This window comes from Oceanobacter sp. 5_MG-2023, from assembly GCF_030548165.1.
Lineage (GTDB): Bacteria > Pseudomonadota > Gammaproteobacteria > Pseudomonadales > Oceanobacteraceae > Oceanobacter.
Window position 1 is genome coordinate 139,254 of sequence record NZ_JAUORS010000004.1, and the last position, 20,699, is coordinate 159,952.

Annotated in this window: 22 protein-coding genes and 1 other RNA gene; 15 read left to right on the forward strand and 8 right to left on the reverse strand. The window is 54.6% G+C overall.

Annotated elements, in window-relative coordinates; translation table 11 throughout:
• Positions 1-75: 75 nt before the first annotated feature.
• Entirely contained in the window at positions 76-789 is a 714-nt protein-coding gene (locus Q4551_RS04545) for a TorF family putative porin (protein ID WP_303432025.1), read from the reverse strand.
• 243 nt (positions 790-1,032) lie between these two features.
• Between Q4551_RS04545 and Q4551_RS04550 the strand changes: the two genes are divergently transcribed.
• The 4 genes from Q4551_RS04550 (at position 1,033) to Q4551_RS04565 (ending at position 5,090) form a co-directional block, all read left to right on the forward strand.
• The gene (locus Q4551_RS04550) at positions 1,033-2,955 is read left to right on the forward strand and encodes an ABC transporter ATP-binding protein/permease (RefSeq protein ID WP_303432026.1); all 1,923 of its coding nucleotides are present in this window, start codon (positions 1,033-1,035) and stop codon (positions 2,953-2,955) included.
• 55 nt (positions 2,956-3,010) lie between these two features.
• Entirely contained in the window at positions 3,011-3,808 is a 798-nt protein-coding gene (locus Q4551_RS04555) for a 5'-3' exonuclease H3TH domain-containing protein (RefSeq protein ID WP_303432027.1), read from the forward strand.
• A gap of 251 nt (positions 3,809-4,059) precedes the next feature.
• Positions 4,060-4,476 carry a thioesterase family protein gene (locus Q4551_RS04560; RefSeq protein ID WP_303432028.1) on the forward strand — a complete coding sequence of 139 codons (417 nt, stop codon included), beginning with the start codon at positions 4,060-4,062 and terminating at the stop codon, positions 4,474-4,476.
• The gene (locus Q4551_RS04565) at positions 4,473-5,090 is read left to right on the forward strand and encodes a tRNA-(ms[2]io[6]A)-hydroxylase (protein ID WP_303432029.1); all 618 of its coding nucleotides are present in this window, start codon (positions 4,473-4,475) and stop codon (positions 5,088-5,090) included. The genes Q4551_RS04560 and Q4551_RS04565 overlap by 4 nt, the downstream gene beginning before the upstream one ends.
• Positions 5,091-5,108: 18 nt before the next feature.
• On the opposite strand, the gene Q4551_RS04570 is transcribed toward Q4551_RS04565, so the two are convergent.
• A complete protein-coding gene (locus tag Q4551_RS04570; protein WP_303432030.1) occupies positions 5,109-5,288 on the reverse strand; it encodes a hypothetical protein in 180 nt (59 codons plus the stop codon).
• 266 nt (positions 5,289-5,554) lie between these two features.
• Here Q4551_RS04570 and Q4551_RS04575 point away from each other — a divergent pair, with 266 nt between their 5' ends.
• Together Q4551_RS04575 and Q4551_RS04580 are read left to right on the forward strand one after the other, a co-directional pair.
• Positions 5,555-6,502, forward strand: a complete 948-nt coding sequence (locus tag Q4551_RS04575) for an alpha/beta fold hydrolase (RefSeq protein ID WP_303432031.1) — start codon at positions 5,555-5,557, stop codon at positions 6,500-6,502.
• 217 nt (positions 6,503-6,719) lie between these two features.
• Positions 6,720-7,184 (forward strand): DMP19 family protein, encoded by a 465-nt coding sequence (locus Q4551_RS04580; RefSeq protein ID WP_303432032.1) that lies wholly within the window; start codon positions 6,720-6,722, stop codon positions 7,182-7,184.
• Between the two features lie 260 nt (positions 7,185-7,444).
• Here the strand turns inward: Q4551_RS04580 and Q4551_RS04585 are convergent, their stop codons facing one another.
• Positions 7,445-9,841 carry a Lon protease family protein gene (locus tag Q4551_RS04585; RefSeq protein ID WP_303432033.1) on the reverse strand — a complete coding sequence of 799 codons (2,397 nt, stop codon included), beginning with the start codon at positions 9,839-9,841 and terminating at the stop codon, positions 7,445-7,447.
• A gap of 164 nt (positions 9,842-10,005) precedes the next feature.
• On the opposite strand from Q4551_RS04585, the gene ybfE reads away from it, so the two are divergent.
• From ybfE to Q4551_RS04630, 9 genes are all read left to right on the forward strand, one after another.
• A complete protein-coding gene (gene ybfE / locus Q4551_RS04590) occupies positions 10,006-10,275 on the forward strand; it encodes a LexA regulated protein (protein WP_303432034.1) in 270 nt (89 codons plus the stop codon).
• 139 nt (positions 10,276-10,414) lie between these two features.
• An RNA gene (ffs, locus tag Q4551_RS04595) (signal recognition particle sRNA small type) lies at positions 10,415-10,511 on the forward strand.
• Between the two features lie 78 nt (positions 10,512-10,589).
• Positions 10,590-12,707, forward strand: a complete 2,118-nt coding sequence (dnaX, locus tag Q4551_RS04600) for a DNA polymerase III subunit gamma/tau (protein ID WP_303432035.1) — start codon at positions 10,590-10,592, stop codon at positions 12,705-12,707.
• Positions 12,708-12,753: 46 nt separating this feature from the next.
• The gene (locus Q4551_RS04605; protein WP_303432036.1) at positions 12,754-13,080 is read left to right on the forward strand and encodes a YbaB/EbfC family nucleoid-associated protein; all 327 of its coding nucleotides are present in this window, start codon (positions 12,754-12,756) and stop codon (positions 13,078-13,080) included.
• The gene (locus tag Q4551_RS04610) at positions 13,080-13,628 is read left to right on the forward strand and encodes a toprim domain-containing protein (RefSeq protein ID WP_303432037.1); all 549 of its coding nucleotides are present in this window, start codon (positions 13,080-13,082) and stop codon (positions 13,626-13,628) included. The genes Q4551_RS04605 and Q4551_RS04610 overlap by 1 nt, the downstream gene beginning before the upstream one ends.
• A 48-nt stretch (positions 13,629-13,676) precedes the next feature.
• Positions 13,677-14,822, forward strand: coding sequence for a ribonuclease D (gene rnd / locus Q4551_RS04615; protein ID WP_303432038.1), 1,146 nt, complete (start codon positions 13,677-13,679; stop codon positions 14,820-14,822).
• 34 nt (positions 14,823-14,856) lie between these two features.
• Complete coding sequence (locus Q4551_RS04620; protein ID WP_303432039.1) at positions 14,857-15,141, forward strand: YcgL domain-containing protein; 285 nt, start codon at positions 14,857-14,859, stop codon at positions 15,139-15,141.
• Positions 15,138-15,578 carry a YcgN family cysteine cluster protein gene (locus Q4551_RS04625; RefSeq protein ID WP_303432040.1) on the forward strand — a complete coding sequence of 147 codons (441 nt, stop codon included), beginning with the start codon at positions 15,138-15,140 and terminating at the stop codon, positions 15,576-15,578. The genes Q4551_RS04620 and Q4551_RS04625 overlap by 4 nt, the downstream gene beginning before the upstream one ends.
• Before the next feature lie 3 nt (positions 15,579-15,581).
• Positions 15,582-16,001: a hypothetical protein gene (locus tag Q4551_RS04630; protein ID WP_303432041.1), complete on the forward strand. Its 420-nt coding sequence runs from the start codon at positions 15,582-15,584 to the stop codon at positions 15,999-16,001.
• Positions 16,002-16,165: 164 nt separating this feature from the next.
• Here the strand turns inward: Q4551_RS04630 and yeiP are convergent, their stop codons facing one another.
• The 5 genes from yeiP to Q4551_RS04655 form a co-directional block, all read right to left on the reverse strand.
• Positions 16,166-16,738: an elongation factor P-like protein YeiP gene (yeiP, locus tag Q4551_RS04635; RefSeq protein ID WP_303432042.1), complete on the reverse strand. Its 573-nt coding sequence runs from the start codon at positions 16,736-16,738 to the stop codon at positions 16,166-16,168.
• Positions 16,739-16,843: 105 nt separating this feature from the next.
• Complete coding sequence (locus Q4551_RS04640; RefSeq protein ID WP_303432043.1) at positions 16,844-18,211, reverse strand: TIGR03862 family flavoprotein; 1,368 nt, start codon at positions 18,209-18,211, stop codon at positions 16,844-16,846.
• 167 nt (positions 18,212-18,378) lie between these two features.
• A complete protein-coding gene (gene xthA / locus Q4551_RS04645; RefSeq protein ID WP_303432044.1) occupies positions 18,379-19,197 on the reverse strand; it encodes an exodeoxyribonuclease III in 819 nt (272 codons plus the stop codon).
• A gap of 148 nt (positions 19,198-19,345) precedes the next feature.
• Complete coding sequence (locus tag Q4551_RS04650; RefSeq protein WP_303432045.1) at positions 19,346-20,197, reverse strand: DNA replication terminus site-binding protein; 852 nt, start codon at positions 20,195-20,197, stop codon at positions 19,346-19,348.
• Entirely contained in the window at positions 20,194-20,634 is a 441-nt protein-coding gene (locus Q4551_RS04655) for a TerB family tellurite resistance protein (protein WP_303432046.1), read from the reverse strand. The genes Q4551_RS04650 and Q4551_RS04655 overlap by 4 nt, the downstream gene beginning before the upstream one ends.
• Positions 20,635-20,699: the final 65 nt, after the last annotated feature.

Sequence of the window (20,699 nt, forward strand, 5' to 3'; positions counted from 1 at the left end):
GGCGCTGATGCTTGCTGGCTGTTTGAATCATCAGCGACTGCGACTGCGGTAGTGATCGCAGTGATAGAGCAGCGCTTACCAGAGATCAAAATAGCGGTGAATGCCAAACTGGAAGGTCGTGCCGGCGTCATAGTCGCTGGTCAGGTTGGTACGTTCCAGAGTCAGGCGGTAATCGTATTGCTTGTAAGTACGCTCGACACCGACCCGGAAATGCCAGTAGTCATCGCGGTAATCACTGCCGAAGTTGTAGTCGTCATCAAAGCCGAGATAACGATGGCGGGCAGTGTAAAATTCAAAATCGAAGTTGCTGGTGTGGAGGGTGTATGAGGCTTCCAGTACCCGGCGGGCAAATTCGCTGCCCATAAAATTATTGGTCTGGCGTACACCCAGAACCCATGCCTGCTTATAGGTTGCGCGCAGAAAACCTTCGCCGTAGCTTTGTTCGCTGCTTTCCCAATCGCCATGAAAGGTGTTGCGCATCACGCCGAGGTCGATGCCCCAGTGGTGGCTAATGGGGCGGGAATAACCGGCAAACAGGTCCCATTCCGAGTGCGTGTGATCGTCATTACGCTTCAGTTCACTGGCCCATATTCCGCCATACAGGCCGGAGTTGTGTATATAGGTTGCTCCCAGCTGGGCTGCGTATTCACCACGGGTTTCACTGATTCCATCGCGCAGGTATTCCGTTACCAGTCCCAGATTGGCACTGAGTTCGGCGTGGCTGGTCGATGTCATGGCAGCAGCAGCGGTGCAAGCAAGCAGGGGGGCAATACGGCGTACAGACAGCATGGTGGCGTATTTTCTCTGGGTTGGGTCTAATCAAAGGCGGCTATCATACGCGAATCAATCGCAGTCTGTCGCCCTGGTGTTGTGTTCTGACTGCGGTTTTCGGATGACGTTCGCTTGAACCTGGCTATACGGCAAGCAATTCCGGCAAGTGGGCGACGATGTGGTAAATTCCCGCCTGATCAATTCTTTTGTCTGTTGGTTCGGCAGTGGCCGTACCGACCGTAATTATAGAGCACCTTTTGGATGAAATCCTTTTCATCGGCGCGTGGTTATGACCCGGTTCCCCCTTCCCGCAAGGGCTGGGACTGGCTGACAACGCTGTTGCCGTATCTGTTTGAGTTTCGTTGGCGTGTGGTTGTGGCCTTGCTGTGTCTGGTGGGAGCCAAGCTGGCCAGTGTGGGTATGCCGTTTTTGCTCAAGCATCAGGTCGATACCCTGAATCAGTTGCCGTCCGGTGGCGTGCCGCAGGAGCAATGGTGGCTGTGGTTTCCGCTGGGATTATTGCTGGCTTACGGTCTGGCGCGGCTGATGAGTGTGTTGTTCGGCGAGTTGCGAGATCTGGTGTTTGGCCGGGTCAGTGAACGGGCCATGCGGCGGATGGCGCTGCGGGTGTTCCGGCATTTGCACCAGTTGAGCCTGGCGTTTCATCTGGATCGTCAAACCGGAGCCTTGCAACGTGATATTGAACGGGGCTTGCAGGGCATCAGCTTTTTATTACGGTTTATTGTCTTCAATATTCTGCCGACCCTGCTGGAATTGCTGATGGTAACCGGGTTGTTGCTGTTTAATTATCCGCCGGTATTTGCCCTGATTACCGCGGTGGCTGTGGTGGTTTATGTAGGTTATTCCTTCCGCATGACGGAGTGGCGGACGCAGTATGTACGCGAGGCCAACCGTATGGATTCCACCACTCATGCCCGTGCCCTCGACAGCCTGCTGAACTATGAAACAGTCAAATACTTTAATGCCGAGTCACGGGAAGCACAGCACTACGACGAGTCGCTGGCCGAGTGGGAGCAGGCGCGGCAGAAAAACCGTTACACCTTGTTTGGCCTGAATGCCGGGCAGGCGCTGATTATCAGTACCGCGATGATGTCGATGCTGATGTTTGCGGCCTGGTATGTGGTGCAAGGCACCATGACGATTGGTGATTTCACCCTGATCAATGCTTTTATGTTCCAGTTGTTTCTACCGTTGAATTTTCTCGGCTTTGTCTATCGTGAACTAAAAGCATCCATGGCCAATATCGAACGTATGTTCGAGCTGCTGGATGAAGAGTCGGCGGTGAAAGATAACGGCACTGCCGTCCTGGATCTCAAGGGTGGCGAAGTGACTTTCCGGCAGGTGAGTTTTGGTTATCGGGATGATCACCAGGTGCTGGATCAGCTGGATCTGACCATTCCGGCGGGTAAAACCCTGGCCATTGTTGGCGGTAGTGGTGCTGGCAAGTCGACCCTGACCCGCTTGTTGTTTCGTTTTTACGACCCTTCCGCAGGGGTGATTCTTATTGATGGCCAGCCAATTGATCAGTTACCGCAGTCGGTGCTGCGGGCCACGCTAGGCATGGTGCCGCAAGATACCGTGCTGTTTAACGATACCCTGAAAAACAATCTGCTTTATGCGCGCCCGGACGCCACCGATGAGGAGCTGCAACAGGTATTGACCATGGCGCATCTCGACAGTCTGGTGCAGCGGCATAACGATGGCTGGCATATCGTGGTGGGGGAGCGCGGCCTAAAGCTGTCCGGTGGTGAAAAGCAGCGTATCGCCATTGCCCGTATGTTGCTCAAACGCCCGGCGATCATGCTGTTTGATGAAGCCACCTCGTCGCTCGATTCCCATACCGAGCGCGGCATTATGGATGCCATCCGGCAAGTCTCGAAAGGTCATACCACGTTGATTATTGCCCACCGGTTGTCGACTGTGGTCGATGCCGATGAGATTGCGGTGATGGAAGGCGGGCGCGTGGTTGAACGGGGTAGCCATACTCAGCTGCTGTCTCAGTCCGGGCGGTATGCCGCACTCTGGCAGGCCCAGCAACATCAGCCATTGAATCCCGACAGTCATTTCGACAGTCATTTCGACAGTCATTTCGACAGTCATACCGACCTTGAAGCCGATACCCGGGCTGTGGGGATCACCAAGCACAAGCGTACTGATAAATAATGACAATCGCTCCTGAGCAAACAGGATGGACACTGGCACGCAAGGAGAGCTATCCATGCAGTTACTGATTATCGACGCCATGAATCTGATTCGCCGGGTCTATGCCGCGGTTGAAAACAGCTCTGCCGCCCTGGAAGCGACTGCCAGTCGCGCCATTACCATTATCAACAGTAATGCCGCCCGGCTGGAGTGCAGCCATGTTGCCATGGTATTCGAAGATCATGGTGAGACCTGGCGTCATCGGCTGTGGCCAGACTATAAAAAAGGTCGGCCACCAATGCCGGAGGCCTTGCACGCTGGACTGGAAATGCTGCGTCATCAGCTGGAACTGGCGGGGGTCTACTGCTTTCGCCAGGATGGCTGGGAGGCCGATGATGTCTGTGCAGCATTGGCCAGCAAAGCGGCACTGGCGGGTGTCTCCAGTGTGATTCTGTCAACGGACAAAGGCTTCTGCCAGTTGGTGAACAGCCGTATCCGGGTCGCCAATCATTTTGACCGGCAGTTACTGGACGAAGCGGCGGTTTATGCCCGTTATGGCTTGCGGCCGGGCCAGCTGGTGGACTTTTGGGCCTTGACCGGAGATACCACCAATCATCTGCCTGGCGTCCCCGGTATTGGCCCCAAAACGGCGGCACAATTACTGGATCATTGTCAGCGTCTGGACCGGATATTGATTGCTTTGGAACAGTTGTCTGAGCTGGCCGGGGTGACGCCTCGTATCGTCGACAGCTTGCAGACGCATTGGCAGCAAGCTTTGTTGACGCGGGAGCTGGCACGGTTGAGTGACGATATGCCACTGGGTATCAATCTGCATGATCTGCGTTTTCAGGTACAGGATGCCGAGGCGTTCTAGCTGTTGCCCTGATTGGGTTTTCATCTGTTGGCCGTTACGGTTTTCTGGTTCGCATATTGAACACATCTTGAAAAATAAACCTGAACACAGGATGGCGCGAGGGAATTATCCCGAATAATCAAACGATCGTTTGAATGTGTGCGTCAGTTTACATAGAATCGATGTCTTGAAGGTGCTGGGTATCAAGTTGTCAATGAACGAGGCTTGGTGTCTGGTTGCCCAAACTGGATGAGACGATCGAGGAAATATGTATGTCAGTGGATATCAAGGTTCGTGGTTACCATCTGGATATTTATCACCATGTGAATAACAGCCGCTATCTGGAGTTTCTGGAGGAAGGGCGCTGGGATTATTTTGATCGTCACCGTTTTCTTGATGTTATTGATGATGACCAGCTGGCGTTTGTGGTGGCCAATATCAATATTTCCTACCGTCGTCCGGCCTTTGATGGCGAGGTCATTCGTATTGTGACGCGCATGGGCAGCATTGGTAACAAGAGCGCCCAGATGCAACAGCAGGTGATGTTGCTGGAAAACGGCGAGCCAACAGAGCTGGTGGCTGACGCGACGATCACCTTCTGCCTGATGGATGCAAAAACCCAGCGAGCGATCGCCATTTCCGGTAAGGTGCGCGCCGTTCTGGAAAAGATGATCGAGGATGGACTATGACACTCGACGACGTATTGTCTGAGATTAACATCTTCCTGGCGTGTGCAACGCCAGATGCCTGGGTGGAGGAAGCCCTGAAGCAGCAGGATACGCTGCTGATTGACCATGCCAACTGTGAGAAGAAAGCCGCCACCACGGCCATGAACCTGCTCTACAAGCATGTGGACCGGGAAGATTTGCTCAAAAAAATGAGCCAGTTGGCACGTGAGGAATTACTGCACTTCGAACAGGTGATAGCCATTATGCGAGAGCGTGGTATTGCTTATCGCCATGTATCGTCGTCGCGTTATGCCGCCGGTTTGCGTGAGGCGGTACGCAAGGGTGGCGAACACGAACTGATCGATGTGCTGATTATCGGGGCGTTTATCGAGGCCCGTTCCTGTGAACGGTTTGCCAAGCTGGCGCCGTTGCTCGACAGTCAGCTGGAAAAATTCTATCGCTCGTTATTGCGTTCTGAAGGGCGGCATTATCAGGATTATCTTGGCCTGGCACAGCAATATGCCAAAGAGCCAATTGATGAGCGCGTGGCATTTTTTCGCGCTCTGGAAGGCGAATTGATAGAACAGCCGGACAGCGAATTTCGCTTCCATAGTGGTACTCCGGCTGCTGCTTGATGGTGCTGTCGGTGTGGCTCAGTCGCGACAGGCGCGAATGATTTTCTGACAGACATCCGTAACCGTGAGGTACTGCTCCTCACTGATTACCTTGGCGTCAAAATCCCGTTGAGCCTGGGATAACCGGGCCTGAGCATCTTTCAGGTCGGTGAATCGTCGGTTAGCTTCAAGTGCGCGTGTTACAGCTGGTGCGGTCATTGTGATTCCCTTTGATGTGGTCGTTTCAGAAATAACTATCTGATGTATAGCGTGCTCCGGCCGTACTGCATCGTGGTAGAGAAAATAGTGTGCAGACTGTGCCCCGCTAACTCTTGTTGCCCGTTGATCCTTCGCCAAACAGTCTACTGCGTTTTGTCCAGCGCTGGTTTGATCAATGCCCAGTTTGTAGCAGTAGATTCTGACCCGTGTGTTTTTGACGGTGGTGTCAGAGCGACATGGTTCGTCTCAACAGGATGATAATTAGTATGCCGAAAAATATGACAGTGTGTGGTGTCACAGGTTGGAAAAAGGTCACGGTCGGCTCGATTTGTGGCTATTGGCGACAGGGCAGTGTCGGCCAACCTGTCTTACACCTGTTACATGGAAATGGCTTCAGTGGCTTGTCGTTGTTGGCGTTGGGGAATGCACTGCCAGAGGATTGGTCGTTGCTGCTGAGTGATATACCAGGGCATGGTGGATCGGCCCCGACTGCTCACCGGGGTTTCCCGGACTGGCGGTTGCTGGCGGCGGATCTGACCCACTTTGTCCAGCAGGTGGTTGCCACGGAATGGACGCTGTTGCCCGACTCCGGGCATCTGCCACGGCCGGAAGTTGTGGGGGTTGGTCATTCCATGGGCGGCATATTGACGTTGATGATGGCGGAACAGTGCCCGGATCTGTTTCAGCGCCTGATTCTGCTGGACCCTGTACTTTTTCCTCCCGCTTTGATTGGTTCCCAGAAACTGCTGCAAGTGACTCATTTGTGGCGGCACAATCCTTTGGTGCGGCGCGCAGCAGCGCGTCGTGCCCGTTGGGAATCGCCGGCGGCGGCGGCTGAGTATCTGGGTAGCAAGTCGTTGTACAAAGACTGGCACGCTCTGGCGTTTAACGGGTTTTTAACAACCGGTTTGCGGCCAGCAGGAGCAGGAACCGGGGCCGTGGAGTTGGCGTGTGCGCCGCAGTGGGAAGCGCTGATTTTTGCTTCTGCTCCCCTGGGTTTATGGCGTGCCGTGCGTAATATGACGGTGCCGGTGCATTTGCTGGTGGCCACTACGGGGTTCAGCTTTATTGCACCGGGTGCGCGCCGGGCTGCCAGGCTTAATCCATTGATGAGTGTCGAGACTGTGGCGGGTAATCATTGTTTTCCGATGGAGCATCCCGAGCCAACTGCGCGACGTATGGTGGCGTTGTGTTCCACTATTGATACGCTCTGATTTTTGCTTTGTGGCGGAGGTCTGCTGCACAGGCTGATGGTGTTGTATCAGGTGTTCATATCGCTGAATAAAAACTGATCGATCGGATTGAATCGCCCAGTTTGGCGAAGCAAATGGATATGGTGGAAAAACAGTCAGTAAAGGCTTTGCAAATACTATTGCTTGGGCTATCTTGGCCAGACTGAAATTCAATTGTGAGAGTGCTGAGTTTAGACGTATGAACATGGAGATTCAGGCGGCGCTGGACGTTGCTGATGAGACTGATTCATTTCTTCAGATCACGGATGTGATCTACGATAAAGAAGCAGATTTGGGCTATGAGTCCCTGAGTGATGCAGAAAAAACCGTTTTTTGTATCGACAGTCTGCTCAGAGAAATGGAAAACGGCGGTTTTGTGCAGTTTTTTCACCATGAGGTTGGCGCTCAGGCGGAAGACACTTTAGCTGCATTGGAGCGGGTCAAATCCCGCGACATCCACGCGATATTCGACGAGTTGCTGGATCTTTTCCCCGATCGGGCGGTGCCTGCAGATGAAGACGCTCGCAGTGCTCTGGTCAGTCAGCTGGAAGACGATTACCGGAATGAGTTGGAAGAGCTGGATGAGCGCTTTTATGAGGTCAGTGACAGCCTGGTTGGCCTGACCCTGAGTTTTGTTGCTCGCAATGTAAAAAGTTTTCGCTAGTATCGCTCAGGCCGGGGCAAGGCTCCGGCTTTGAGTTTTCTTGTGGTGTGGTTGACGCTACGGATTTTTTGATCCTGTCTGTTTTTCTTCTTTCGTTTCTCTTGTTTCTTTCGCTCCCTTCTTTTTGCCTGTATCCCGGCGGGTTTTTGTTTTTCTGCGTCTCATGCCCGGTAGTTCCTAGGGCCTGATGCTGTCTAGTGCCTGGGCACAGGGAACACGTTGACAAGTGTCCTGCCTGCACCCTGCACCCAGAGGAGAGGTTATTTTTTGCTGCTAGTCTGGTCGGCCATGCTGGAGATGGCTTTCAGCCGTTCAATGATGTCGCCATTCACTGTGCCAGCCGGAAATTCGCCATCGTCGTTGGCTTGACCAGCTTCCCGGCGGAGCAGGATTTCCACCGCCTGATCAACATGGGTGACACAGTGGATATGGAATTTGCCAGCGGCAGCGGCCTGTACCACGTCATCATTCAGAATCAGATTGCGGCGGTTGGAGGCCGGAATAATCACCCCTTGCTCGCCGGTGAGTCCTCGTGCGCAGCACAAGCGGAAGAAACCTTCGATTTTTTCATTCACGCCACCAATGGCCTGCACTTCACCGTGCTGGTTGATCGAGCCGGTCATGGCAAAGCTGTGTTCAATCGGGCTATTGATCAGCGCCGAAATCAGGCACACCAGTTCAGCCAGAGAGGCGCTATCGCCATCGATATAGCCATAGGATTGCTCCATGGCAAGGTGGGCAGAGATCGCCAGTGGGAATTTCTGGGCATAACGATTGCCGAGGAAGCCACTGAGGATCATCACCCCTTTGGAGTGAATCGCCTGGCCGAGACTGACTTCCCGCTCGATATCCACCACGCCCTTGGAACCAGGGTAAACCGTGGCAGTGATACGGGCGGGGGAACCAAAGCTGGTATCTCCCAAAGACATTACGGTCAGGCCGTTGATTTTGCCAACAGCGCGACCACTGGTTTCCAGTAGTACGGTTCCATCTAACATCTGTTCAAACAGTTTGTCGTAGACCCGGCCGGTGCGCTGTTGCTTGGCTTGTAAGGCACGGTCGATATGAATTGGGGTGATTTCCGGGTCTTGTGCCAGTTTGCGAATAAAGTCTGCTTCGGCCAGTAAGTCGAACTGTTCGCCAATATGGGCGCTGAGAGAGTCTTGCTGTTCCGCCAGACGGGCGCTGAAACGCACCATGCGGGTGACAGCATCGCGGCTCATATGGGCATAGCCCTGTTCCTCGACCCGGCTTTTTAACAGGCGGGAGTAGGCGTACAGAGTGTCGTCGTTAAGCGGCAGGTCGTTGTCAAAATCGACCACGGCGCGAAACAGGCGATTAAAGTCTTCATCGTATTGCTGCAGCAGGTAGTACACCTGACGTGAGCCAATCAGCACCAGCTTGATCGATAGCGGAATGGTGGCGGGCAGCAGGCTGGTGGTGTTGAACAGCCCCATGTCTGAATATGGCGATTCCATTTTCAGCTGTTTGGATTGTATTGCCCGTTTCAGGGCATCCCATACCAGTGGTTCGGTCAGAACCTTGTCGGCATCCAGAATCAGATAACCGCCATTGGCCTTGTGCAGGGCACCCTGGCAAATCCGTTGATAGTTGGTAACCAGGGCGCCCTGGTCGCTGGTGTATTCAATCCGGCCGAACAGGTTGCCGTAGCTGGGATGGGGTTCGTATACCACCGGTGCGCCGCTATCGGCGGAGTGGTGCGTCACCACATTGGGCAGCAGGGATTCTTCCAGCCGGTTACGTTTGACGTATTCCTCGCGCAGCTCCAGCAGACGCTCATCGACCAGTTCTTCCAGTACCAGCCGTGGCAGGTGCTCTTCCAGTTCGTTCAGGTGAGCCGAAACCCGGTCGTGATGGCCAAAGCGTTCACGGATCGGCACCAGCAAAGGCTTGATGGCGTCGCTGATGGTTTGCTGGTTCAGGGCGCGCAGCAGGTCGCTGGTTTCGCGTTTCCATTGCGGCAGCTCGGACAGCTGGTCGCCAAGCATTTGCTCAAGGGTGGCGATGGTTTCGTGAAACTGTTCGCGTTCTTCTTCGTTCAGCTGGGCGAACTCGGATTCATCCAGCGCCTTGCCATCACGAATAGGAGTAAAGCTGATGGCATTGGCATCGCGATACACCGCGACCCCTTGTTTGTGGGCGTCTTTTTCGACCAGCTCAATGGCCTTGTCGTATTTGCGATTGAACTGGTAGTCGATGGCAGCTTTTTTCTGCTGGTAGGACGGGTGTTCCAACACCGCCGGAAAGGTCGCCAGCAACTGGTCAATCAGTTGGCGTACATCATCGCGCAGTTGATTGGCTTCTGCAGGTTGCAGCTCAATAACCCCGGGTTCTCTGGGGTTGCTGAAATTATTGACGTAACACCAGACGGAAGGAGTGATCTGGCGTTTGGCTTCGCTTTTGAGGTAGTCCCGGACATAGGACGAGCGGCCGGTGCCGGTATCTCCCATCACAAAAATATTGTAGCCGGGGCGTTGCATGGCGACGCCAAACTGAATGGCGTTGACGGCGCGTTCCTGGCCCAGGACGCCATGGAAAGCGTCAAGCTCTTCCGTGGAGATAAAATCCAGCAGATCAGTGTTCACTGCCTGGGTCAGTTGGTCGGGGGATAAGCGGGTAATTTGGGTATCGGACATCGGTAACGTGTTCAGCAAAGAAAGCAGTCAACAGTATTGAGATGCGTCGCCCTTGGCAAGGTCTGTCATTACAATGATAGACGGGAAAGGGGTAATCGTTCGCTATGACGTTGCAATTCGCGGCCAAGACGGCATAATGCCGCCGTTTTTCTGTCGGATCTGTTATGTCCATTCAACCCGAAGATCGCACAACGATTGATATGTTTTCGACTCCCCGTCGTGGGCGGCCGAAAAGTAACCCGTATGATCGCACGGCACAGAGTCGCTTTAACAAGCGCTTCCAGCGTCAGCGTGATAAAGAACGTGGGTTGCAGCGGTTGGAAGTGAAGGTGGATGCGGATGTGATTGATTGTCTGGATTTGGCCTGCGATGATTTGGGCCTAAGCCGGGCGGATATTATCAATCTGGCATTAAAACAGTGGTTGCATCTCTGAATAACAGAGTGTGTCGGATGTTCGAACACAGCCGGCTGTTATCCGGGTTAGCATGAATTTGCTTTAACTCCTTGAAATATCGAAAAGTTATCTGTACGATTTGTCCTCCTGTCGAAAGTCAGGTCGTTATGGTGGCTCCTGTTGGTCCCCTCGCAACGATAAGCTACGAACCCCGCCAGGCCCGGAAGGGAGCAACGGTAGTAGTCGACTCGTGTGCCGGGGTGTGGCTGGCAGGAGTCATCTCCAATAACACTGACATCCTGCCCGCCAATCGTTATCATGCGACTTCCTTGTTTTAGCAGAGTCCGCTTTTCATGAGTTATCAGGTACTTGCACGTAAGTGGCGACCGCGATTTTTTGACGAAATGGTCGGCCAGGAGCACGTACTCAAAGCGCTGATCAACGCCTTGAATGAGCAGCGACTACACCACGCCTATCTGTTTACCGGTACCCGGGGTGTGGGCAAAACCACCATCGCCCGTATTCTGGCCAAATGCCTTAACTGTGAAGAGGGCATCAGCGCCCGACCTTGTGGCGTGTGTTCCTCTTGTCGTGAAATTGCAGAAGGTCGCTTTGTTGACCTGATCGAAGTGGATGCGGCCTCCCGTACCAAGGTTGAGGACACCCGCGAACTGCTCGATAACGTGCAATATGCACCGACCCGTGGACGCTTCAAGGTCTACCTGATCGACGAAGTGCACATGCTGTCGACCCACAGTTTTAACGCACTGTTAAAAACGCTGGAAGAACCTCCGGCTCACGTCAAATTCCTGCTTGCCACCACCGATCCTCAAAAACTGCCCGTCACCGTGCTGTCCCGTTGCTTGCAGTTCAGTCTGAAAAACATGACGCCAGAAAGCATCGTTGGTTATCTCGAAACCGTGTTGCAGGCAGAAAACATCCGCTATGAACCACCGGCACTCTGGCAATTGGGGAGAGCCGCCCAGGGCAGCATGCGTGATGCTCTCAGTCTGACCGATCAGGCCATCGCCTTTGGTGAAGGCACGGTACTGGAAACCCAGGTGACCAGCATGCTGGGCACCATGGATCGTGGCCGGCTGTTCAAAATGGCGGAAGTCATGGCCAAGGCCAACGCTCGTGACGTATTGGCCGAAGTGGCAGAAATGGCGGAGCACGGCCCGGATTATGATGAAGTCGTGCAAGGCTTGCTGACTATCTGGCACAGGGCGGCACTGGCTCAGGTGGTTCCGGATGCCATCGAAAATTCCCAAGGGGATCGCGATGCCATTCTGGCGCTGGCACTGGCCATGAATGGCGAAGATTTACAGCTTTATTATCAGGTTGCGCTCAGTGGCCGCAAGGATCTGGCTCTGGCTCCAGACCCGCGCCAGGGGTTTGAGATGCTGTTGCTGCGCATGCTGGCGTTTCGTCCGCTGCCGGAGCAGTTACCGGAGGCATTGGCCAATCTGGATCTGGGTTCGGCGCTGTCCAGTCCTTCGGCGCTGGTCAGCCCTGCACAACCAGCCCTGATTGAGGCGCAAAAAAAAAAGCCACTGACGGAGCCGTCTGACCTCGGGCAGTCAGAATCAAAACCAGTACAATCCGAACCCGTACAACCTGAACCAGTACAATTTGAGCCGACACACGCGGCGTCTGTGGTTGACGATACGCAAGCTACGCCGTTTGCGGCCGATGAGCCTCTGGCTGAACCAGGCGCTGAGCCGGTGCCCGTAACCGTGGCTCCGCCCGTCGTCAGTCCGGCTGAGCCTGAGCAGGAATCCCCTCCCTGGTCAGAAGAGGAAGCCACGGAACCGTTGCCGCCCGCCGCACCGCCTGCCGTACCGCCTTCCGCAACCCTGATGCCAGAGCCGGTAAAACCCGCACCAGCCCAGTCTGCACCGACGGAAGCAATATCCGCTGCCAAGCCGCACACGTCGGCTGCCGGGGGTAATCTCAGTCGTTTGATGGATGCGCCTGCTGATCACAGTATGACGTTTGAACCTGCTCCTGCGGCACCAACCGCTACCAGAGCCGCTGTGACCAAAACCGTGCCGCGCGAGATCGCCAATCCGGCCGATTTACCGCCGCTGACCCCCGCTAGCTGGTGGATGTGGCTGGAGCACTTGCCTCTGGCCGGGTTACCCTTGTCGATTGCCCGTAACAGTGCACTGGTCGAAATCCGCGACGGCCATTATTGCTTTGATGTTGATCCGCAGCAGGGGGCACTGTTTAATCCGGGTCAACAACAACGGATCGAACAGGCGCTGCAAACGCTGGTTCCCGATGCCCGTATCGAAATGGTCTTGCGCAGCCCGGCAGGAGAGACGCCAGAGCAACGGCGCCAACGGCTGGCTGCAGAAGCAGGCTTTATTGCCTTGCAGTCCATCGAGACGGATGAACAGGTCCGCCATATACTGACAACCTTTAATGCCACAGTGGTCGACGGCACCATCCGACCACTGGATGACTAATACAACCCTGACGGGCAGGAATGGCCCGTTATTTAAGGAGACCGATATGATGAAAGGTGGCATGGGCAACTTGATGAAACAAGCCCAGAAAATGCAGGAAGACATGCAAAAAATGCAGGCCAAGCTGGCAGAAGCCGAAGTGACCGGTGAATCCGGCGCTGGCCTGGTTAGCGTGATCATGAACGGCCGTCACGACGTCAAGCGCGTCACAATCGACGACTCTCTGATGACAGAAGACAAAGATATGCTGGAAGATTTGCTGGCTGCCGCAGTGAACGACGCAGTCCGTAAAATCGAGACCAACAGCCAGGAGCAGATGTCGAAAATGACGGCTGGTATGGGTTTGCCACCTGGTATGAAAATGCCGTTCTGATGGCCACTCGCGGTGCGACCCCGGCACCTCTGCTGGCGCTGGCGCAGTGTCTCGATCAATTGCCGGGCATCGGGCCGAAGGCGGCCGCGCGTATGGCGCGCAAGCTGGTATTGCAGCCAGCGCTGGCTGCCGATCTTGAAGCGGCGCTGGCGACGGTACAACAACAAGTGGCACTCTGTCCGGTGTGCCGCTGTTATAGTGTGAATAGCGTATGCCGCCAATGTGATGGGGTGGTCGAAGCCGGTACTGATTTATGGGTGCTGGCTCAACCCGAACAGTTGGCCGACATCGATACCGCGGCACAAGGGTTTGTGTTGCATGGCCTGTTGTCACCGGTTGAGGGTATTGGCCCGGAGCAACTGGGGTTGGGATCACTGTATCAGCGTTTGTGTGACCCGCAGCAACAACCGTCACGACTGATCATCTGTCTGGATGAGTCAGTCGAAGGACGTACCACCGGATTCTACGTGCAAACACTGGCCCAGCGGGCCGGTGTGCCCTTTTTGCAGTGGTCGGAGACGGATTCCGACAGCACTGCCACCGATTAGTGTTCAGTCTTGCCGCCCTGCGCCAGCGCTGAACCAAGGAGAGATGTGTTGACTAGCCCTCAAGTGCCTGAACCTGTCTGGCTCACTACCAACCTGCAACTGGCACAAGCCTGTCAGGATTGGATGAATGAAGGCTTTCTGGCACTCGATACCGAATTTATCCGCACCTCGACATTTTACCCTAAAGCCGGGTTGTTGCAGGTAGCCGACAGCCAGCAGTGCTATCTGATTGATCCGCTCAGTGTGACCGAATGGCAGCCACTGGCCGAGGTATTTCAGACTGACACCGTGACCAAGGTTTTTCATGCCTGTGCCGAAGACCTCGAAGTGTGTCGCCAGCTGACCGGAGTCTTGCCCAGTCCGCTGGCTGACAGTCAACTGGCTGCTTCAATGGCTGGATTGGGTGGTTCGATGGGGTTTCAGCGGTTGATTTCGGCCTTGCTGGATATTGATATCGATAAAGAAGAAACCCGTTCAAACTGGTTGGCGCGTCCGCTCAGCCCGGACCAGATTCGCTATGCCGTTGCCGATGTCTACTTTTTGCGGCAAATCTATCCGCTGCTGGTGGAAAAGTTGACCAGGCTGGGTCGTATGGGCTGGCTGGAAGAAGACTGTCAGCGCATCATTGATGACCAGAGCCAGCAAGATATTCCGAAAGACTATTATCGACGGGTCAAGCTGGCCTGGAAACTGCGCCCGCAAGAGCAGCATATCTTGCAGGAACTGGTTGGCTGGCGTGAGTTGCAGGCGCGGGAGCGTGACGTACCCCGTAACAAGGTGGTTGATGATAACAGCCTTTGGAATATTGCCCGTTTCAAGCCAAACAATCGCGACCAGCTGGCGCGTGCCGGTTTGCGCCCTGAAATGATCCGCAACGACAGTCAAACACTGCTGGCCATTGTCAGTCAGGCGCTGGAAGATGATGCCGCGCTCTGGCCGGTGGCGCTGGACCGGCCACTGACTCCGGAAGCCGGGCAGTGGCTAAAAAACACCAGAGAGGTGGTTGCCAAACGCGCCGCCGAACTGGAGATTCCACCGGAAATACTGACCCGGAAAAAAGCGCTGGATGCCTTGATCCGTTCAGGCTGGGGCAATGGCCAGTACGTATTACCTGATGTACTGCAGGGCTGGCGTAAAGCCGAGATTGGTGACACCTTGCTGGATATGATGACCCGGGCGGACAACCGCCACTGAGCCAACCTGGCTCGACCTACTGCAGGAAGAGAACATGAGTAAAGTACTTTGCGATGTCTTTAAAAGCCGTAAAAAAGATGAGACCTATCTATACGTCTCACGCAAGGATGGATTAAAAAAAGTACCAGAGGCTTTGCTGGAACAGTTCGGCAAGCCAGAACTGGCGATGACCATGATCATCACGCCAGACAAAAAACTGGCGCGCTTCTCCGGTGAACGTATCCTGGAACAAATTGACAGCCAGGGGTTTTTTCTGCAAATGCCACCGCCGAAAGAAAGCGCCAAGCTTGACCTGTTTTGCAAATTGGATAACGAATGAGTCAGACGGCTTTCTGGCAGCACAAGCGCCTGGATGAAATGAGCAAGCCAGAGTGGGAATCACTCTGTGATGGTTGCGCGCGCTGTTGCCTGCACAAACTGGAAGATGAAGATAGCGGTGATGTTTATTATACCGATATCCATTGTCGCTATATGGACACCAGCGATTGCCGTTGCAGTGTTTATCAGCAACGGCAAGAAAAAGTACCCACCTGTGTCTGGCTGACGCCAGAACAGGCAAGTCAGTTTTTCTGGCTGCCGGAAACCTGCGCCTATCGCCTGTTAGCGGAAGGTAAACCACTGTTTGACTGGCATCCGCTGATCAGTGGTGATCCAGCTTCAGTGCATACGGCAGGGATTTCTCTGGCAGGGAAGGGGGTATCTGATGATCAGGTGCCAGAAGAGGATTGGGAAGACCACATAATCTGGAAAGCATGACGCATGGATAACCTTTATGACCCGATGACCGGTTGGGCGCTGTACCTTGGTTTTGCCTTATTGGGCTGTTGGTGCTGGCGGATGATGTTCTACTGGATGTCATCAGCCAGTGTCCTGCGCGACCTGTTGGTGGTGCTGGGGCCGGTGCTGGTGTTGTCGCCCGCCAAAATCAGCCCGGACTCCGACTATTTTGCGCCGGCGTTTATGGTGGCTGGGTTTTCGGCCTTCAGCAATGAAACCGAGATTACGGACAATGCCCTGATCTGGTGGCTGGTCGGGTTATTGGTCGGCATTCTGTATGTGCTGGTGCGCTGGATTATCCGTTTGCGGCATCCAGCGGCCAAGCCTGTTGCCAAGTCCGGAGTAAAATCCGGGGCTACATCGTCTACTTCGAAAAATGCCCGCCGAGAGCCGGTAGTTTAGTTGGTTGAAGGCTGGTTGAGTGTTTGTCAGGTTGGCATTTGCTGGCCGTCAACGGCAACGGAACGGAATGCAGAAAGGTATGTGACGGCTGTCGTTACCTCATGATCATTACACCATGAGCGGTGGCGACAGCAGTACTGACCGGCTAACCTGGTCCCGCTGTATTATTTACCAGCACGGCCCAGGAAGCGGCGTTCTTCGACGTTGATACGAATGATATCGCCCGTGGAAATATGCTCCGGTACCTGCACCGTCAGGCCGGTTGTCAGGCGCGCAGGCTTGGTACGGGCGGTGGCCGAATTCCCTTTGATGGATGGCTCGGTGTCTTCGATTTCCAACTCAACAATGGCTGGCAGAATCAGTCCTACCGGCTGGCCATCAACCACCATGACCTGTACATCCTGGGTCTGGTCGTTAACGAAAAGGATCTCATCTTCAATGGCCGTCTTGTCCAGATAATAAGGGGTGTAATCCTCGTTATCCATAAAGACCCAGGCGTCACCATCGACGTAGGAAAACATGGCTGGACGACGGGTCAGGTCGGCAAACGACAGCATGTCTGAATCCTTGAAGGTTTCATCTATCTTCTGACCACTCACCACATCGTACATTCGCATACGATACAGGCTACCGCCGGCGCGTCCCTGTGGCACAGAGCGCTCAATATCCTTGATAAAATACACTCGGCCGTTGTATTCGACGGCGGCGTTTTTCTTGATCTCACTCGCTTTTGGCATGACTGCTGAATCCTCTTGATGATGTCCGCATGCTGGGGCGCAGGGGCCCAATCTGAGAGGCGCGACTATACGCTGTTAGCCGCGGAAAAACGAGGCTGCAAACGTTTATGGCTGTTCTGGAAGCAAATGCCGGGGCGGGTTGTTTGGGCTGGCAGAGGTTGCCAGCCAGTCTGCCAAACCGCATCCGGCGCGCTTGCCGGTAGCAAAACAGGCGGTGAGCAGATAGCCTCCGGTGGGAGCTTCCCAGTCGAGCATTTCCCCGGCAACAAAGACACCAGGCATGGCGTTCAGCATCAGTTGAGGATTGACGGCACTGGCCTGCACCCCTCCGGCGCTGCTAATGGCTTCGTTGATGGGGCGTGGTTGCTGGGGCGTTAATGGCATGGCTTTGAGTGCCCTGGCAACGGCAGGGATGTCGCGGTTATCCAGTTGCGGGCAGCATTCTCGTAATAGCGTGCTGGTGATGGCAGGCAGATTGAGTTTTTTGCGCAGCAGGTTGGCAAAGGACAGGCCTTTTTTACCCTGGCGTAATTTCTGTTCTATGTCTGCTAGTGATGAATGAGGCAGCCAGTCCAGTGTCAGCAGTGACTGGCCTGCTGTACCTGTTGTACCTGCTGTATCGGGGTTGGCGCTGGCCTGGTTCAAACGCTCTCGTAGAGGGGCGCTGAGAGCATAAACCAGGCTGCCTTCAATGCCGTATTCACTGACCACAAACTCACCGGTGCGTGACCAGTGCTTGCCTTGGGTATCGGTCAGCGATAGCTGGATATGTTTGATTGGCGTACCGGCAAATCTTTCTTTGAGAAAATCGCTCCAGGCCACATCAAAACCGCAGTTGCTGGGTTGCAAGGGCGCGATATCGACCTGTTGCTGTTGTAACCAGGGTGCCCAGCGGCCATCGGAGCCGAGTCTGGCCCAACTGCCTCCGCCGAGAGCCAGCACCACCGCATCGAACGACCGTTGTATCGTGCCGTCCGGGGTGTCGAAACACCATGCTTGTGATGCGCCCACAGGGAGTTGTGCCTGGCTGTTCTCCCAGCCAGTCCAGCGGTGGCGTGGATGAAATACCACTCCCTGGGCTTTGAGGCGATGGAGCCAGGCACGTAACAAGGGCGCTGCTTTCATATCACACGGGAAAACCCGCCCCGAGGTGCCAACAAAAGTATCGATGCCAAGGCCATGGATCCATTCGCGCAGTTGTGTTGGCGTGAGGTCGTCCAGGATGGGCTGGAGCCAGCGGCTGGCGCTGCCATAACGATTGACAAAGTGGTGGTAGTCTTCCGCGTGGGTAATATTCATGCCACCGATGCCGGCGAGCAAAAACTTGCGCGCCACACTGGGCATGGCATCAAAGACTTCGACCCGGTAGCCACGACTGGCGATTTGTTCTGCTGCCATCAATCCGGCCGGCCCGGCACCAATAATGGCTGCGGTCTGTGGCAAAGGAATATCAGCAGTGGTCGGGGTGGTCACAAATAAGGCTCCGGTAGCAGGCAGGGAACAGGGAATAGTGGATACAAAACGCGGGGATAGTGGCGGCGATGATCAAGGGGTTCAGCCATCCCGTGCCGTTATTCGGGCGACGGCGCAGGGTGGCTTGGTGTAGCGCGAAAGAGCTCAAGAGCGCAAATAGTGCGTGATCAGCTGGATGTTAACTTGAGCCAGATTGGTGCGTGGTCGGAAGGTTTTTCCATACCCCGAATAGCGTAGCTGATACCGACCTCATCACAGCTGGCCAGCAATGGCTCAGTAACCAGAATATGGTCGATTCTCAAGCCGCGTTTGGGGGTATCGGCAAACCCTTTGGAGCGGTAATCAAACCAGCTGAATTGCTCGTTGCTGATGGGGTGAAAATGACGATAGCTGTCGGTCAGCCCCCAGTTCAACAAGGTTTGATACCATTCGCGCTCTTCTGGCAAAAAGGAACATTTACCGGTTTTTAACCAGCGTTTACGATTGGGTTCACCAATACCGATATCGGTATCTTCCGGTGAAATATTCATATCACCCATCACCACCACCCGGTCGGCGGGGGTGAAATTGTCGTTCAGATACTGCATCAGGTCGGCGTAGAATTTTTCTTTGGCCGGAAACTTGGTTTCATGGGCACGGCTTTCACCTTGGGGGAAGTAGCCATTCAGTACGTCAATGGTGCTGCCTCCGATGTTATAGCGGGCGTGAATCAGTCGTTTTTGAGCGTCTTCGTCGTCCGATGGCCAGCCTTTTTGCACAAAGACGGGAGCTTGCTTGCTGAGCAGGGCGACACCGTAGTGGCTTTTCTGGCCAAAGTGCTCAACGTGATACCCCAGGCTTTCGATATCTGCCAGAGGAAACATATCGTCGTGTACCTTGATTTCCTGTAAGCCCAGAATATCCGGGTCCAGTTGTTCCCGAATAGCCTCAAGTTGATGTTGACGGGCGCGAATGCCATTGATGTTAAAGCTGACGATAGTGGTCATTGGAGTATCCATAAGCTGTCAAAAACGGTGCCGGTGCAGAGGCCGGCAGTCTAGCAGGTTGTTGGGCATCTATCTGCGTTGTAACGGTAATCTGGCGGGGGAATGGTTAACGCCTGAGTGCAGATACACGTGCAGATAGGTGTACCGGTTAATGATAAAGGTAAGCCCGAATACTGGGTAAAAACGGCTCGTCACTGATGCGCTGATCACCCCGTGCCTGGCGGGTACGGCCGGGAGGTGGCTCGGAGCTGATGCGGTTGTGTTCGGGCAGGGTAGGCTGGGTATCGGGGATAAACAGCGGCAAGGAAACACTCATGGCCTTGCGTATGACCTCATCGCCGTTGTTATACACCAGATTGGCTCGAACCACGGGGGCCAGGGTCTGGATTTGGGCCAACCGTGTGGCGGGAGGTAATTGCCCCAGCCGCTGCAGCTGAATCTGGATATGCGGTTTGTGTTCCCCCAGCTCAAGCAGCAGGGCTTCGGCCTGACTCAGGGTGAGCTTTTTGATACTGCGACCGTTGACGTACCAGCTGAAGCCAACCTTGCGTGGTGCCTGTGCCAGCAGTGGAATATGGCGAAAGCACTGCTTCAGATGAACGCGTGTCATACCGGCAATTGCCAGCTTGTTACGCAGGGATGAGGGGTGCTCACCTAACAGACGATAGCTTTCTTTCCAGCGTGGCAGATCCTGTTTTTCCAGCTGCACTGCAGCGCGGAAATCATCCTTGGCCTGATTGATGTCGGTAATCAATGTCCGACAGCGCGTATCGGCAAGGATCAAACCATGGCGGGAGCGGGTTTCACGGCCATCTTGCTGATCGCGATACCAGAGGTCGGTCAGCAAGTCGGTGGCTAGCGACAAGGGTTTCAGGCCCAGGGCGATTTCGCTGTCTTGCAGGGGCAACCAATGTGCCGGTTGTGTTTGGGTCAGATGTTCCGACAGCTGAGCTAACACCTGTTGGAGATCTTCAAAACGGGAGACGAGTTCAGTAATCACAGTGTTGGTCTGGCCAGCAGTTTGGCGCGAATAAACTCACCATGGGGGATATACAGCAGTTCGGCAATACGCCGAATGATGTGTTCTTCATACTTGTCGAGACCATTGCTGGCGTAGGCAATACGCCAGAGGCCGGTCAGCAAATCAAATTTCTGCTCTACCGAAAAATGTTTGTGGACCACATCGGTAAATTGAAACAGGTCGGAAGCCTGGGCGCTGGCCTGCTCGGCCTGTTGCTGTAGCGCGCGGATATGCTCATCGCTGAGCTGGAACAGTTCTTTGAGTACCCGGCCCAGCTCGTTGCGCTCGCTGGCATCGATGCGGTGATCCGCTTTCATGACTTCCACCAGTAAGGCGGCGGCGGAGAGATCCAGTGTGTGTTTGTCGGTGCCTGACGGGGCATGTTCAGTGAATAGCTGGAGCAGTTTGTTTAGCATCTGAGCCTTCTTGGGGGTATGCGGGGTGCTCTGTATCGGCAGGTCGTGGAACCATGCTCTGCCTC